The organism is Ruegeria sp. CDSC054 (assembly GCF_059610645.1).
Genome location: NZ_JBXWOA010000006.1, coordinates 148,681 through 163,658, shown reverse-complemented (window position 1 = coordinate 163,658; position 14,978 = coordinate 148,681). Strand labels below are relative to the sequence as shown.

The 14,978-nt window shown below is 57.7% G+C and carries 12 protein-coding genes; 4 read left to right on the top strand and 8 right to left on the bottom strand.

Annotation, left to right across the window (positions count from 1 at the left end):
• Positions 1-24: 24 nt before the first annotated feature.
• Together AC2FGC_RS13970 and AC2FGC_RS13965 are read right to left on the bottom strand one after the other, a co-directional pair.
• Positions 25-1,245, bottom strand: a complete 1,221-nt coding sequence (locus tag AC2FGC_RS13970) for an N-acetylmuramoyl-L-alanine amidase (RefSeq protein WP_496723319.1) — start codon at positions 1,243-1,245, stop codon at positions 25-27.
• A 66-nt stretch (positions 1,246-1,311) separates the two neighbouring features.
• Positions 1,312-2,475 carry a pyridoxal phosphate-dependent aminotransferase gene (locus AC2FGC_RS13965; protein WP_496723321.1) on the bottom strand — a complete coding sequence of 388 codons (1,164 nt, stop codon included), beginning with the start codon at positions 2,473-2,475 and terminating at the stop codon, positions 1,312-1,314.
• Between AC2FGC_RS13965 and AC2FGC_RS13960 the strand changes: the two genes are divergently transcribed.
• Positions 2,474-3,856 carry a M48 family metalloprotease gene (locus AC2FGC_RS13960; protein WP_496723323.1) on the top strand — a complete coding sequence of 461 codons (1,383 nt, stop codon included), beginning with the start codon at positions 2,474-2,476 and terminating at the stop codon, positions 3,854-3,856. The genes AC2FGC_RS13965 and AC2FGC_RS13960 overlap by 2 nt on opposite strands.
• On the top strand, positions 3,853-4,611 hold the full coding sequence (locus AC2FGC_RS13955) for a DsbA family protein (RefSeq protein WP_496782643.1): 759 nt from the start codon (positions 3,853-3,855) through the stop codon (positions 4,609-4,611). The genes AC2FGC_RS13960 and AC2FGC_RS13955 overlap by 4 nt, the downstream gene beginning before the upstream one ends.
• Positions 4,612-5,383: 772 nt before the next feature.
• On the opposite strand, the gene ispG is transcribed toward AC2FGC_RS13955, so the two are convergent.
• From ispG to hemA, 3 genes are all read right to left on the bottom strand, one after another.
• Positions 5,384-6,505 (bottom strand): flavodoxin-dependent (E)-4-hydroxy-3-methylbut-2-enyl-diphosphate synthase, encoded by a 1,122-nt coding sequence (gene ispG, locus AC2FGC_RS13950; RefSeq protein ID WP_496723327.1) that lies wholly within the window; start codon positions 6,503-6,505, stop codon positions 5,384-5,386.
• A gap of 71 nt (positions 6,506-6,576) precedes the next feature.
• Entirely contained in the window at positions 6,577-7,791 is a 1,215-nt protein-coding gene (locus tag AC2FGC_RS13945) for a helix-turn-helix domain-containing protein (RefSeq protein ID WP_496723329.1), read from the bottom strand.
• Positions 7,792-7,920: 129 nt separating this feature from the next.
• Positions 7,921-9,144: a 5-aminolevulinate synthase gene (gene hemA, locus AC2FGC_RS13940; protein ID WP_496723331.1), complete on the bottom strand. Its 1,224-nt coding sequence runs from the start codon at positions 9,142-9,144 to the stop codon at positions 7,921-7,923.
• A 333-nt stretch (positions 9,145-9,477) separates the two neighbouring features.
• Between hemA and AC2FGC_RS13935 the strand changes: the two genes are divergently transcribed.
• On the top strand, positions 9,478-10,863 hold the full coding sequence (locus AC2FGC_RS13935; RefSeq protein WP_496782641.1) for a dipeptidase: 1,386 nt from the start codon (positions 9,478-9,480) through the stop codon (positions 10,861-10,863).
• Positions 10,864-10,917: 54 nt separating this feature from the next.
• On the opposite strand, the gene lpdA is transcribed toward AC2FGC_RS13935, so the two are convergent.
• Entirely contained in the window at positions 10,918-12,312 is a 1,395-nt protein-coding gene (gene lpdA / locus AC2FGC_RS13930) for a dihydrolipoyl dehydrogenase (RefSeq protein WP_496723335.1), read from the bottom strand.
• A gap of 216 nt (positions 12,313-12,528) precedes the next feature.
• Between lpdA and AC2FGC_RS13925 the strand changes: the two genes are divergently transcribed.
• Positions 12,529-12,963 (top strand): hypothetical protein, encoded by a 435-nt coding sequence (locus tag AC2FGC_RS13925; protein ID WP_496723337.1) that lies wholly within the window; start codon positions 12,529-12,531, stop codon positions 12,961-12,963.
• Here the strand turns inward: AC2FGC_RS13925 and AC2FGC_RS13920 are convergent.
• Positions 12,960-13,538, bottom strand: coding sequence for a DUF924 family protein (locus tag AC2FGC_RS13920; protein ID WP_058273984.1), 579 nt, complete (start codon positions 13,536-13,538; stop codon positions 12,960-12,962). The genes AC2FGC_RS13925 and AC2FGC_RS13920 overlap by 4 nt on opposite strands.
• A 109-nt stretch (positions 13,539-13,647) precedes the next feature.
• Positions 13,648-14,919 (bottom strand): MFS transporter, encoded by a 1,272-nt coding sequence (locus tag AC2FGC_RS13915; protein ID WP_496723339.1) that lies wholly within the window; start codon positions 14,917-14,919, stop codon positions 13,648-13,650.
• Positions 14,920-14,978 lie beyond the last annotated feature (59 nt).

Here is a 14,978-nt window from a genome sequence, read left to right as displayed (position 1 = left end):
TAATAGCCGGTTTACGTCGCAGGGTCACTGACCAATCAGGGATCTTTTGATCAGGTCGTCCTGCCGCCACTTCTGCAGACCATCGACAATGCCCTGCGCCATTCCAACACGCCATTCCGTGTTTCTGATATTCTGCAGGTCCCGAGGGCTGGATAGAAACCCAAGCTCGACCAGAACCGAAGGAATATCCGCTGCCTTGAGAACCGAGAATGAGGCCGTGCGGATCGGCCTGCTGTTCATCGGGCCGCCCTGTTGTGTCATGCCATCAGCCAGCGCACGGGCCAACGCATCAGTTCGAGGCTTGGTTTCCTGCCGCGCGATATCCAGCAGGATATCGGCCACTTGGTCATCCGCACCGCTCAAATCAATCCCCGAGATCAGATCACCGCGGTCATGACGTTCCGCCAGCTTGTCACTGGCCACATCTGATGCTTCGTCTGACAAAGTATATACTGCGGCACCATGCGCCCGCCCTTCAGACAGGATATCTGCATGCAGTGAGATAAACACATCGGCACCGGCCCTATGCGCCAGCGCGATGCGCCGTTCGAGCGAGACGAATTGGTCATCAACCCGCGTCATCACCACTTCGAACCCTCCGGTCCGCAACAAATGCTCGCGAAGTTCGCGCGCGAAGGTCAGCATCAGGGTCTTTTCGTCCAACCCGTCGACCTCGGCCCCCGGGTCGATGCCGCCATGACCGGGGTCAAGCATGACCCGCAACGCGCCTCCCCCGCCGCGGCGCGGCTGGGCCGGCGTTACTGCGGGTTCGGGCAAATCCCAACCTTGTTGACGGGGTGCGCCTGCGCCGGCGGCGAATGAATCGAAATCGGTTCCTTGCAGAAGCAGCGACAGTTGCGCCCCTCCAGCCGTTTCATCAATTTTCATCTCGGCGCGGTCGACGGCCAAAGGCGCGCCAAGCTCCAGAACCATCCGAGACCAGCCGGGAACATATGCTCCGAACTGAACACCGCTGATACGATCGGTTTGCAGAAGCGCTTCGCGGTCAAGTCCTGTCCAGTCAACCTCTTGAAAATCAAGTACCATGCGATAGGGATCTTGCAATGTGAACACGCGGTAAGGCACGCCTTGGCTGAGGCCCAGATCGACCCTCACCCCTGCGCGACCTTCGTCCACTATGCGACTGTCATCAGGCAACACGCGCGCAAGCGCGCTGAAGTCATGCGCGACTGCGGCAGTAGACAGCGCCCAAAACAGCGCAATGGCGTAAATGATCCTGCTCATGGCCTCAAGTTTTCCCGAGATCGTTTGTCTGGCACCCTACCGCATCCGGGGCCCGTTGTGAACGGCTCAGGCCTGTTCCGTGATCGCACCGCGATCCGCCATAAAGCGGTGCAGTCGCTGCAGACCCTCTTCGATGTCCGCCGTCGAGCGCGCGTATGAAAACCGCAGCGTCGTATGACCGCGCAACGGGTCGAAATCCAGTCCCGGCGTGACGGCTACCCCGGCCTTTTCCAACACCTCGGCCGCAAAGGCCCGGCTGTCGTCGGTCAGGTCCGAAACGTCGGCGTAGACATAAAACGCCCCATCCGGCGGCGCGATATTGGTGAAACCGGCCTTGGGCAGCCCTTCCAGCATCAATTGGCGGTTGCGGCGATAGACATCCAGATTGGCCTGCAATTCGCCATTGCAATCCATTGCCGCCAGCGCAGCCACTTGGCTGGCGTGCGGCGCACAGATGAACATGTTCTGGGCAATCCGTTCAACCACCCTCACCTGATCTTCGGGAACCACCATCCAGCCAACGCGCCAGCCAGTCATCGAGAAATACTTGGAAAACGAGTTGATCACATAGCACTCATCCGTCAGCTCCAACGCGGTGACGGCTTTGGCCTCATATTCCAGCCCATGGTAAATCTCATCACTGATGAACGAAGCGCCCTGCCCCTGCGCGGCGTCAATAAGCGCGCCCATGGCTCTGTGATCCAGCATCGTGCCCGTGGGGTTCGCGGGCGACGCAACCATCAGGCCCTGCAGGTCGAGCCCTGCGAAATCGGATGGCACAGGTTGCAGCCGGTTTTCGGGTGCGGTGGGCAGATCGACAGGGACCAGACCTAACGCTTTTAAAATTTGCCGATAAGAGGGATAGCCCGGCGCGCCGATACCGACGCGGTCACCGCTATCGAATAGGGCAGTGAAAGCCAGCAGAAACCCGCCGGACGACCCCGGTGTAACCACGACGCGGTCGGGGTTGAGATCGACGTTGTACCACTCACCGTACAGGCTTGCGATCCGTTGCCGCAGCGCGGGCAGACCCAAAGCCACGGTATAGCCCAACGGGCCTTGATCCATTTCTCTGGCCAAGGCCTGAACGGCCCCCTTGGGCGCGCCCGTCCCCGGCTGGCCGACCTCCATATGGATGATGTGCCGCCCGGCCTCTTCAGCGCGGCGCGCGGCCTCCATCACGTCCATCACGATGAAGGGATCGACCCCGGATCGGGTTGAGTTTCTCATGCCCATCTCCCATGTTGCAGCCATGGCTTTTGAACGCTTATCCAGGCTGGCGTCAATCCCGGCCCTGTTGCTGATTGCAGTGACATGGATGGGCAGTGCGTTTCAGTCCAGCGCTCAAAGCCTGATCCGCGACCCCGATATCGAGCACGGGTTGCGCGAACTGGCCTTTCCCATTCTGCGGGCCGCCGGGCTAAACACCAATCGAGTGAAAATTCTGGTCGTCAATGACAGTACATTCAACGCATTTGTCATTGATTACAACGCGATATACGTAAACTACGGGCTAATCCTGACCGTCGAAAGCCCCGAGATGCTGCAGGCTGTGATCGCCCATGAGGCGGCCCATATCGCCAACGGCCATCTGGCCAGACGGGTTGAAAACATGCGCGCCGCACAGCGCAAAGCCCAGCTGGGCACTGCGCTAGCCCTGATCGCCGCGGCCGCAGGTGGTGGCGAGGCCGCAGCGGGAATCGCCGCTGGCACATCCGCGTCTGCCCTGCGCAGCTTCCTGGGGCACACACGGGCAGAAGAGGCATCGGCCGACCGCAGTTCTGCCAGCTACCTGCGCGCGGCGGGGATCTCACCCAACGGGATGGTTGCCCTTCACCAAAAGTTTGCAGGTCAGGAGTTGCTGAACACAGCCAACCAAGACCCCTATATGCGATCCCACCCCACCAGCCGCGAACGGCTGCGTGCCGCTGAGGCGTTTGTGGGCGAGTTCAGCGATCATGCCTCACCAAACCCCAACGCCGACTACTGGTTCGCGCGGGTCAAGGGCAAGCTATCGGCCTTCCTGCGTTCGCCGGGCTGGACCTTGCGCCGGTTGAAAGAGGAAAGCGCGCAGGACATACGCCTGATGCGCGAAGCTGCCGCCCATCATCAGAACCGCGATCTGGCCCGCGCAAGGACCGCAATCGACGGCGCGCTGGAAATCCGGCCCGATGATCCGTTCTTTTATGAATTAAAAGGGCAAATTCTACTGGAAAACAGAAAGTTGTCAGACGCAATTAAAGCTTACGGACAGGCAGTTGAGATGTCTCCGAATGATCCGTTGCTTCTGGCGGGGTACGGGCGCGCCTTGCTGGCAGATGGGCAGACGACCGACGCCCTGAAGGTGCTTGAAAAGGCGCGCGCGCGGGACTATCGCAATGCACGACTGATGCAGGATCTTGGAATGGCTTATGCCAAGGTCGGAAATAACGGCATGGCCTCGGCTGTGACCGCAGAACGCTATGCCCTGCAAGGCCGCCTGGTCGACGCAGGCATTCACGCAAAACGCGCCGTCGGGCAATTGCCCGAAGGTTCACCTGGTTGGCAACGGGCACAGGATGTGTTGATTGCCTCGGAACGAGCGAAGAAAGAGAAAAGGAACCGGAAATGATCCTCAGACATGCTGCACCCGCCCTTCTGGGGCTTTCCCTGATCACCGGCCCCGCGCAGGCCCTGGACCTGAGCACCATGAGCGATGCCGAACGCGAGCAGTTCGGTGAGCAGGTGCGCGAGTACCTTCTGGAAAACCCCGAAGTGATCATCGAAGCGATCAACATCCTTGAACAGCGCAACGCCGTTGCCGAAGCCGCCGCAGATAAGGATCTGGTCGCGGCCAACGCAGACGAGTTGTTCAACGACGGCTATAGCTGGGTTGGCGGCAACTCGGATGGCGACATCACTCTGGTCGAATTCATGGATTACCGCTGCGGCTACTGTCGCCGCGCCGTGCCCGAAGTCGCGAGCCTGTTGGCCGAAGATGGCAACATCCGCCTTGTGATCAAGGAATTCCCGATCTTGGGCGACGCCTCGGTCCTGTCTTCGCGCTTTGCGGTCGCAACCAAACATGTGGCTGGCGCTGACGCCTACAAACAGGTCCATGACGCGCTGATGGAATTCGGCGGAGAGCCTTCCGAAGTCTCCCTGCGCCGGATCTCGGATGGCCTCGGCCTGGACAGCGATGCGATCATTGCGGCCATGGACAGCGAGCAGGTTACGGATGAAATCGGTCAGACCCGTGCGCTGGCGCAGCGTATGCAGATTTCAGGAACACCTTCATTTGTTCTGGGCACCGAAATGCTGCGTGGATTCCTGCCAGCGGATCAGATGAAGCAGATTGCGGACGGTGTGCGCGCAGAACAGGGCTAAATGCTCGGAGGCGGAGACCCCGCCTCCACTGCAAAACTTGTCGACGGTGCAAAGTTAGTATGGAAACGGCGCGTCGCAATACAGCCATACGACCCATCTATTCGTACCGTCTGAGCGAAACTGCGCAGCCGGTACGGATTCTCCCTTGATTCCTGCAGGAATAACGTCGCGCTCCAGTCTGCGGCTTTCCGTTAAAACAGAATTGAGATCCTGTGGGTTCGTAATACGCCGTACACTATTGTTCGCAGTGATCGGACCGGACCTACAATAGGTCGAACGCGCAACCTGCTTTGCGACGCCCATTGCGGCATGAGGATCACTTCCATCCCAAAGAGAAACTGCAACTCGAGCGGCTAGGTTCGGATCGGCCAGCACCTGCGGTGTCTCCTTGGGCGGCCTTCCTTGGCCTCCAACTGACAGGGTAACGATAATGCCTTCGACAGTGCTACCATCCGTACTCGCCGCGAGATCAGCAGACAGGTATCGCAATTGGGTTTGAGCGACGTTGGATGGTATTGGAACATTCACATCCCTAGGGTAGCGATCCAAGTACCCTGAGCCGCTGCTGCAGGCCGTCAGGACAAGACAAGAAACTGTGGCTACACCGGCAAGAAACTTCATGCAACAACGCCCTTAAACTACTCAATTCGAGGGCCTATTTCTCGGTCAATTCTGGCAAAATAATGGCCGCTCGGGCAAATTGCACAAAGATCATGCGGACGATAAGCGGTTAGACTTGTGCGTCACCGTAGGTGAGGGTTGGTAATGCGTGCTACTCGGCAGCTTCCTGAGCCGCATCAATCTCGGCCGCTTTCTTTTCGACCTCTTCCACGATGTGATCGATCATCTGATCGTTCGACATTTTGTGGCTGGCCTTACCTGCCAGATAAACCATGCCGGACCCTGCCCCGCCGCCGGTAAAGCCGACATCGGTCATCAAAGCCTCGCCCGGGCCATTCACGACGCAACCGATGATGGACAGGCTCATCGGGGTCTTGATGTGTTCTAGCCGCTGCTCCAGCGCCTCGACCGCTTTGATCACGTCAAAGCCCTGCCGCGCGCAGGACGGGCACGAGATTATGTTCACGCCGCGATGGCGCAGGCCCAGAGATTTCAGGATCTCAAAGCCCACCTTTACCTCTTCGACCGGGTCAGCGGACAGGCTGACACGGATCGTGTCGCCGATGCCCATCCACAGCAGATTACCCAGCCCGATGGCCGATTTGATGGTGCCAGACACCAGTCCGCCAGCTTCGGTGATGCCTAGGTGGATCGGCGCATCCGTGGCCTCGGCAATGCCCTGATAGGCCGCTGCGGACAGAAAGACGTCGCTGGCCTTCACGCTGATCTTGAATTCGTGAAAGTCGTTGTCCTGCAGGATGCGAATATGCTCCAACCCGCTTTCGACCATCGCCTCGGGACATGGTTCGCCATATTTCTCAAGCAGGTGCTTTTCCAGACTGCCCGCGTTTACCCCGATCCGGATCGAGCAATTGTGGTCGCGCGCGGCGTTGATGACTTCCTTCACACGCTTTTCATCGCCGATATTGCCTGGATTGATGCGCAGACATGCAGCCCCCGCTTCGGCAGCTTCGATGCCCCGACGGTAGTGAAAGTGGATGTCGGCCACGATGGGAACCGGGCTTTCGCGCACAATCTCTTTCAACGCCTTCGATGACGCCTCATCTGGGACGGACACGCGCACAATATCAGCGCCCGCTTCGGCGGCGGCTTGAACCTGCGCAACGGTCCCAGCAACGTCTGTTGTCAGCGTATTGGTCATGGTCTGAACAGCAATGGGCGCGTCGCCCCCGACCGGAACATTCCCGACCATGATCTGGCGGGATTTGCGGCGATAAATGTTTCGCCACGGGCGGACATGATTAAGGGACATGAGGACGGATCCAGAGCTGCCTGAGTTGCGTCTTTAAATAGTCCGCCTACCCGGCCACCGCAATGGCCAGATCACTCAGCCGGCGTTTCAGGTACTTCCGCCTGAAGTTCGGCCACCAATTGTTTGAGGGCGCTATTCTGTTCGGCTTCCAGATCGGCAACCTCATAGCGTTCGGCAACCGCGTCTTTGGACAGCAGAACACCTTTGGTCACTGTGCCCGGCGCGCCAACCGGTCCAAAATGCTCACCATTCATCGAGAAGTATACCGAACCCGAAGCCCCTGCGCGCAGCTGCGGCGGTTCTTCGGTCAGAGGAATCTCGAATGTGTTGCCCTGCTCGACTGTGCCTAGCGTACCTTCGAATAGGACGCTCCCATCTGCGGCGCGAATACGCATCCAAGATGGTGCAACGGCAACAATTTTGAGCGCGGTATCAACCTGCTCGACTACCTGCGGCAATGCGAGGCGTTCAACTGTGTGCACCTCGGCCACTTCAATCCGTGGTGCCTCTGGTGGACGGAACGTACCCACGGTACGCGGGTCCAGCGTAGCAATCGGAGCGTCACGTGCCACAAGAACCGGAACATCCAGCGCCTGTGGGCGATAAAGACGATCCAGCGCCTCAGGGGTCGGTGCGGTGGCATCTGCGGCTTCGGCAACTTCTACCGGAGCGCGGGCTGCATCCAACGGGTCGAGATCGGACAGAACCACCGGGGCTTGTTCAACCGGGCTTACTTGTACCTGCTGGATTTTGTTCAAGACGGCCCAGCCGCCGTAGCCAATGCCGCCAATTACCGCCAGCAGAACCAGAGACGAGCCAATGGCACGGGGTTCGATCTGGCTGACCAGAGATTCCCTGCCTGGGATGTAAGGTGTATTCGGCGAGATGAACGGATCGCGCCCCATCGGACCCCGCGCGGGCAACCCGCCGGATGGTTTGCGCACAACCGAAGCCTCGGCTGACATACCATGGGCAACTTCGAAGCCGCTCTCGGCGCAGAAGGTGGCAAAAGTATCATCCGGGTTCATGCCCAGATAGCGCGCATAAGAACGCACATACCCGGCGATGAAGCCGGGTGTGTCAAACGCATCAGGATCAGCGTCTTCAATGGCAGCGATGTAGTTGGCCTTGATCCGCAGTTCGCGCTGAACATCCAGAAGAGACTTGCCCATCGTCGCGCGTTCGCCGCGCATCCTGTCGCCAAGCCGCACCTCATAGTCGTCAAAGCCCTTTGGCCGGACGTCCGTGTCTTGTTCGGAATCGCGCTGTGATCTGCGCCCAATCATTCCTGCTGCCCCATTCTGCCTTACGCGTGTTACACGCCAACGGCGAATCGCCTACCTAACGATTCGTGCGTCTCTTTTGTTAGCGTAAGCTTAACACGCGACAAATGCATTGCACACTTTGGCGTGAGGTTATCCTGCAAGTTCGGCGCGATTTAGCGCACAATGTGACCAAAGTTCGTCCATCGCATGGATCAGTCGGTTCATTTCACCCGGTCCGTGGACCGGTGACGGGGTAAAACGCAGGCGTTCCGTACCACGCGGCACGGTCGGGAAGTTGATGGGCTGGACGTAGATTCCATGGTCATCCAACAGCTTATCGCTAAGGATCTTGGTGTGCACCGGATTGCCAACGATCACCGGTACAATGTGGCTGCCGTGATCAATCAGCGGCAGACCCATCCCTTTCAGTCGCAGCTTGAGCACCTTGGCCTGAGTCTGGTGCTGCTCGCGCAATTCCGACGCACCCTTCAGATAGGCGACAGATGCGGCAGCACCTGCGGCAACGGCCGGCGGCAACGATGTCGTGAAGATGAAACCCGGCGCGTAAGAACGCACAGCGTCACACATTTTCTCACTGGCGGCGATATAGCCCCCCATCACGCCATAAGCCTTGGCCAATGTTCCGTTGATGATGTCGATGCGATGCGCCAAGCGATCACGTTCGGTCACGCCTCCACCACGGGGACCGTACATGCCGACCGCGTGCACCTCGTCGATATAGGTCAGCGCGCCAAATTCATCTGCCAGGTCGCAGATCTCTTCGATCGGGCCGAAATCGCCGTCCATCGAATATACCGACTCGAAAGCGATCAGTTTGGGTGTCGCAGGATCGTCGGCCTCAAGCAGCTCGCGCAGATGCGCGACGTCGTTGTGACGGAAGATTCGCTTGTCGCCGCCATTGCGGCGCACGCCTTCAATCATCGAGGCATGGTTCAGCGCGTCAGAATAAATGATCAGGCCCGGGAACAGCTTGGGCAACGTGCTGAGCGTCGCGTCATTGGCGATGTACGCGCTGGTGAACAGCAACGCCGCTTCTTTACCGTGCAAATCCGCCAACTCAGCTTCAAGTTGCTTGTGATAGACAGTGGTGCCCGAAATGTTGCGCGTTCCGCCGGAACCTGCACCGGCAGCATCAACGGCATCATGCATAGCATTCAGAACAACCGGGTTCTGGCCCATACCCAGATAGTCGTTTCCACACCACACCGTGATATTCTGCTGCGAGCCGTCCGGACGCGTCCGTACAGCATGCGGGAAATGACCGTTCTGGCGTTCGATATCAATAAAGGTCCGGTAACGACCTTCGTCATGCAGCCTGGCAATCGCTGAATCGAGCTGAGCAGTATAGTCCACCGGTTTCTCCTTCTGTGCCCGGCATTGACCTGCTGGTTGCCGAACCCGTTACTCCCCCAGATGACCATACATTCTGTCTCTGCGGTTTGCTTCCCCTTGAATGCCTTGAGTAGCGGCATTGCCGGAGTCGCGACATTGATTTGCATCAATTATCCCTGATCTTGCCACGGGACAAGTAAAGTTACGGCCATCAGACGCGAGGAAACGACGCAGGCGTTCCAAAGTCACATGTCCCGTTTCCGATAGTATACCCCAAATCCCGTCGATACGCACTGGACGGCACCGCCGGTGCTGATAGGTTCCGCACCAGTTCACGCCATTCAGGAGAGGCCCATGTCACTAGACGCTGTTCTGAGCAGGATCGACACCGATCTGTCCACGTCCATCGACCGTTTGATGGAATTTCTGCGCATCCCATCGATTTCGACCGACCCGGCCTACAAAGAGCAGGTTGATCAGGCCGCCGACTGGCTGGTCACAGACCTGCAGAGCATCGGCATTACGGCCGAAAAACGCGAAACCCCGGGTCACCCGATGGTCGTTGGCCACGTGGGCGAGGGCAGCGACGGCCCGCATGTTCTGTTTTATGGCCACTACGACGTGCAACCTGTTGATCCTCTGGAGCTTTGGAACCGCGACCCGTTCGACCCAGCGCTGGAAGATACTGACAACGGTCAGGTCATCCGCGGTCGCGGCTCGTCGGATGACAAAGGCCAGTTGATGACCTTTGTCGAAGCTTGCCGTGCGTGGAAAGCAATTCACGGATCCCTGCCCTGCCGCATCACGTTCTTCTTCGAAGGCGAAGAAGAATCCGGCTCACCCTCGTTGGTGCCGTTCCTCGAAGCCAACAAAGACGAATTGAAAGCCGATCTTGCGCTGGTTTGCGACACCTCGATGGTCTCGCGTGGGGTGCCCTCCATCGCCTCGCAATTGCGCGGCATGCTCAAGGATGAGTTCACTATCATCGGCCCACGCATCGATCTGCATTCCGGCCACTATGGCGGCCCGGGCTTGAATCCGCTGCGTGAGATGTCGAAGATCGTCGCCTCGTTCTACGATGACGAAACCGGTCGCGTGGCCGTTGACGGATTTTACGAAGGTGTACACGAAGTGCCCGCCGAGCAACTGCGCCAATGGGAAAACTGCGGTTTTGATGAGGCGGAATACCTGAACTCGGTTGGCTATTCGCAACCCCATGGTGAAAAGGGCTATTCCACATTGGAACAGCAATGGGCGCGTCCAACACTGGAAGTAAACGGTTTGTGGGGTGGCTACAATGGCGCGGGATCAAAAACCGTGATCCCGTCCGAAGCACATTGCAAGATCACCTGCCGCCTGGTCGGCGACATGGACCCCGATGCCCTGCGCGACAAGGTCCGTAAACATGTCGAAGATCGCCTGTCGCCCGACGCGAAAGTTGTCTGGGACAACGACCTCGAAGGTTCGCCCGCGTCGGTCATGAACCTCGACCGGCCGGAATTCGAAGCCGCGCGCGGCGCGTTGTCGGATGAATGGGACCGGGAAGCTGTCTTTACCGGCATGGGCGGCTCGATCCCGGTGGTTGGCTATTTCGATTCGGTTCTTGGATTGGACTCGATGCTGGTTGGCTATGCCAATGACGACGACGCCATCCACTCACCGAACGAAAAATATGACGTGAAAAGTTTCCACAAGGGTATTCGCTCGTGGGCGCGCATTCTGGATGCTTTGAACAAGTAAACAAAAAAGGCACCGCCTAATTCGCGGTGCCTTTTTTCTGGGGTTAGGCCCCTGTTACATGTGAATTACGCGTCCGTAAGCGTCCAACACACTTTCATGCATCATTTCAGACAGGGTTGGATGCGGGAAGACGGTGTTCATCAGGTCCTCTTCGGTGGTTTCCAGCTGGCGTCCCACGACGTAACCCTGAATCAACTCGGTGACTTCTGCGCCGATCATGTGCGCACCCAGCAGCTCACCGGTTTTTGCGTCAAAGATTGTCTTTATCAGGCCCTCGGGCTCGCCCAGTGCAATGGCTTTGCCGTTGCCGATGAAGGGGAACCGACCGACCTTGATGTCATAGCCCAGTTCTTTGGCCTTCGCCTCAGAGTACCCAACTGACGCCACCTGCGGCTGACAGTATGTGCACCCGGCTATGCTCTCGGGCTTCACCGGATGTGCGTGTTTGCCAGCGATCAGCTCGGCAACCATAACACCTTCATGGCTGGCTTTGTGCGCCAGCCAGGGCGCGCCTGCGATATCACCGATGGCATAAAGGCCATCAACACCTGTGCGGCAGAATTCATCCGTGACGACATGGGTGCGGTCAATCTTGACGCCCAAGGCCTCGAGCCCAAGGTTTTCAACGTTTCCAACAATCCCCACGGCCGAGATTACGGTGTCGAAGTCGTGCTTTTCGACCTTGCCCTTAACCTCAATATGCGCGGTGACCTTACCCTTGGCGCGGTCCAGTTGCTTGACCATCGCCTTTTCCATGATGGTCATGCCTTGTTTGGTAAAGGCCTTCTTGGCCAGCGCGCTGATTTCTGCGTCCTCGACCGGCAGGACCCGGTCCATAACCTCGACCACGGTCGTGTCTGCGCCCAACGTATTATAGAAGCTGGCGAATTCGATTCCGATTGCGCCAGACCCGATCACCAACAGTTTTTTTGGCATCCGCGGCGGCTGGAGTGCGTGCTTGTAGGTCCAAACAAGATCGCCATCCGCTTCCAATCCGGGCAGTTCCCGCGCCCGCGCACCGGTGGCCAGAACGATGTTCTTGGCGGTCAGTTCCTCGGTACCCTTGTCGGTTTTGACGGTGACCTTGCCTTTAGCAGGGATCGTTGCCGCGCCCATGACCACGGTAACTTTGTTCTTTTTCAACAAATGACCGATGCCGCCCGACAGCTGAGCTGCAACGCCGCGCGAACGCTTGACGACCGCATCCAGATCAAAGCCAATCTTGTCAGCGCTCAGGCCGAAATCCTTGGCTCGCTCCATCAGATGGAACACTTCGGACGTTCGCAGCAACGCCTTGGTCGGGATACAGCCCCAGTTCAGACAGATACCGCCCAAATGCTCGCGTTCGACCACGGCGGTCTTCAGGCCCAGCTGAGCCGCACGGATAGCGGCCACGTAGCCACCGGGACCGGCGCCAATTACGATCAGATCAAAAGATTGTGCTGCCATGTTTCCCTCTCGGCGCAGGTCGATTCAGAAATTAGTTTACCATTAAACTAATCTCCTGAATGCATCAACATATTGCTCCCGCGACAAAACAGACGCAGGGTAAACTGGCGCGGTATGCGCTGTTTTCAGCCTATACCGCGCGTGAACCTATGGCTAGAAGATACGCACCGGGCCTGTCCGGACTTTGTGAAACCCAAGTCATTCGAAAGGCTTACCATGGCCAAAACGCTTAAAGATCTGTTGCTCGCCGTGCTGAATGCAACGCTTATCCTGATTGCACTATGCCTGTTTCTGGGATGGAAGCTGGCTTCTACAGTCGACGACATTACCGTCAAGTTTGCCGAGAAGGTCCAGATCGTAGCGCCCCTGAAGGAAGACATTCAAGGGATACGCGGTGAACTGACGGCATTGCGCAGCGACCTGTCATCCCTTCAGCTTAGCGGAACAGCAACCGATAGTGCCACCGCCCGAAAACTGTCTGAAGCTTTGGAAAAGCTGAATGATTTAGAGAATAACCTGCAAGCTTCACAGGCGAGAATAGCCGATTTGACCGAGGCCCCGGACCAGTTAATCAACACTGCAATTGAAAATTCGGCCGACATTGTCGCCGACCGGATCATTGCAATCCGAGGCTGCGAGCCGGCGTCCTAGCCGGCTGTCTGCAGCTCGCGCACGGTCGCGCCATATCCGCCCATGTCGACATAGGCGGCCTCGTGCTCGGTCATTGGGCGCGAGAGAGCGTCGTTGCGGTATGGGAACCGACCGAACTTGCGGATCACTTCGCGATGCGCCCTTGCGTGCAATAGGTTGCCGTCGTCGCCATCGGTCATGTTTTGACACATCAGGCGCACACAGCGTTCCTGGTCACACAGGTTTTCCGAATGCATCAATGGAAGATAAAAGAACTGGCGGGCCGGTTCGTCGATCTTCATATCCCACCCTTTGTCCACCGCACATTTCGCTGCTGACAACGCCGCGCGGTCTGAGGCGAAGGCCTCAGCGCTTCCTCGGAACATGTTGCGTGGAAACTGATCCATCAGGATGATGTACGCCAATGCACCGCTGGGATAGGTCAGCCAGAGAGAGAACTTGCCTTCACTCGCAGCCTCCCATGTGGTCAGGAACCTGTCGCGGATTTCTGCATCCAATGCGTCATCCTGCAGATACCAACCCTTGGGACCAACTTCATCTAACCAAAAACTCAGTACATCTTCAGGACTTGCCATGCCCTTAACTCCGTCGTGTTTCCCCCCCAAGGGACTTAAATTCATTTAAGTGTGTTTTACAGAATTGTAACAGTAAATTATTGCAACACTTGCGACATAAATTCGTGTTCTAGGCAACATCTTGCGTTTCCTGCTCGGCTTCTGCGGCCTCGATGGCCAACTCCTGCGCCAATTCCATCACAACTGGGGACGCCGTTGGATAGAGCGGCGACATGGTGCCTGTTTCGTCGACCGGGATCGCCGCGCGCTGGGTCATACGGTAAAGCGCATAGCCCGCCATAACGACCAGCAGTATTGCGATGAAAAGGAAAAAGCCCGGAGGTCCAAAGACCGCATCCCCCATGAGCCAACCGGTGATCAACGGGCCCGCAATGGCCCCCATGCCGTTGATGAACAAGAGACCCCCTGACGCTGCGGCCATGTCTTCGTGTTCCAGAAAGTCATTCGCGTGCGCAATCAGCAGTGAATACAGAGGGTTCGACATACCGCCGATCACAAAGGCCGCGCCCAGCAGGATTGGAAACGTCACACCGAACACCAAGCCCACAACCGCCGCGCAGCTGCCGACCCCTGCAACAAGCATGATCAGGAAACGGCGATCCATGCGGTCGGACATCCATCCCAATGGATACTGCAAAACCAGAGCGCCAATATAGAATGCGGCAATAAAAGTCGAAATCTCAACCAGTGTCAGACCCGCGCGGGCACCGTATACCGACGCCATCCCGAACTGTGCAGAGAACACGCCACCCAGAAGAAACATGCCAACACAGCCCAAGGGCGAATATCCGAACAATTCGCGCAAAGTCATCGGTTTGGTTGTGTCAAACGCAGGTGTCGGTGAGATCGACAAGAGAATTGGCGCAAAAGAGACCGAAACCAGAATGGAGGCGATTACAAAGGTATCGAACCCGGCCGGATCGCCCAAAAGAACCAAACCTTGTGCGCTGATGATGCCTGTCATCTGGAAGATCATGTAAAGAGACAGCGCCTGCCCACGGTTCTCGTTGCTGGCTGCATTGTTGAGCCAGCTTTCCGCAGTGACGTACACTCCGGAGAAACAGAACCCGATCACGACACGGCCCAGAATCCAGATAACCGGGTCGGTCATCAACGGATACATGATCATCACGGCAGAAATGAACGATGCCAGCGCGGCGAAGACCCGCACATGACCAACCCGTCGGATCATTTCAGGCGCAAGACGTGATCCACCCAGGAAACCGACGAAATAGGCCGACATCACGAATGACATCTGAAGGGTCGAAAACCCCTCGATCTCGCCCCGGACACCCAGAATTGTCCCCTGAAGGCCGTTTCCGACCATCAACAGGCCCATACCAAGCAATAGCGCCCATGCGCTGGAAAGGACCTGAATCATTGGGGCCTCCGAAAAATTCCGACCAAGACTGTGACACCGTTTTGCAATCAAAAACGGCT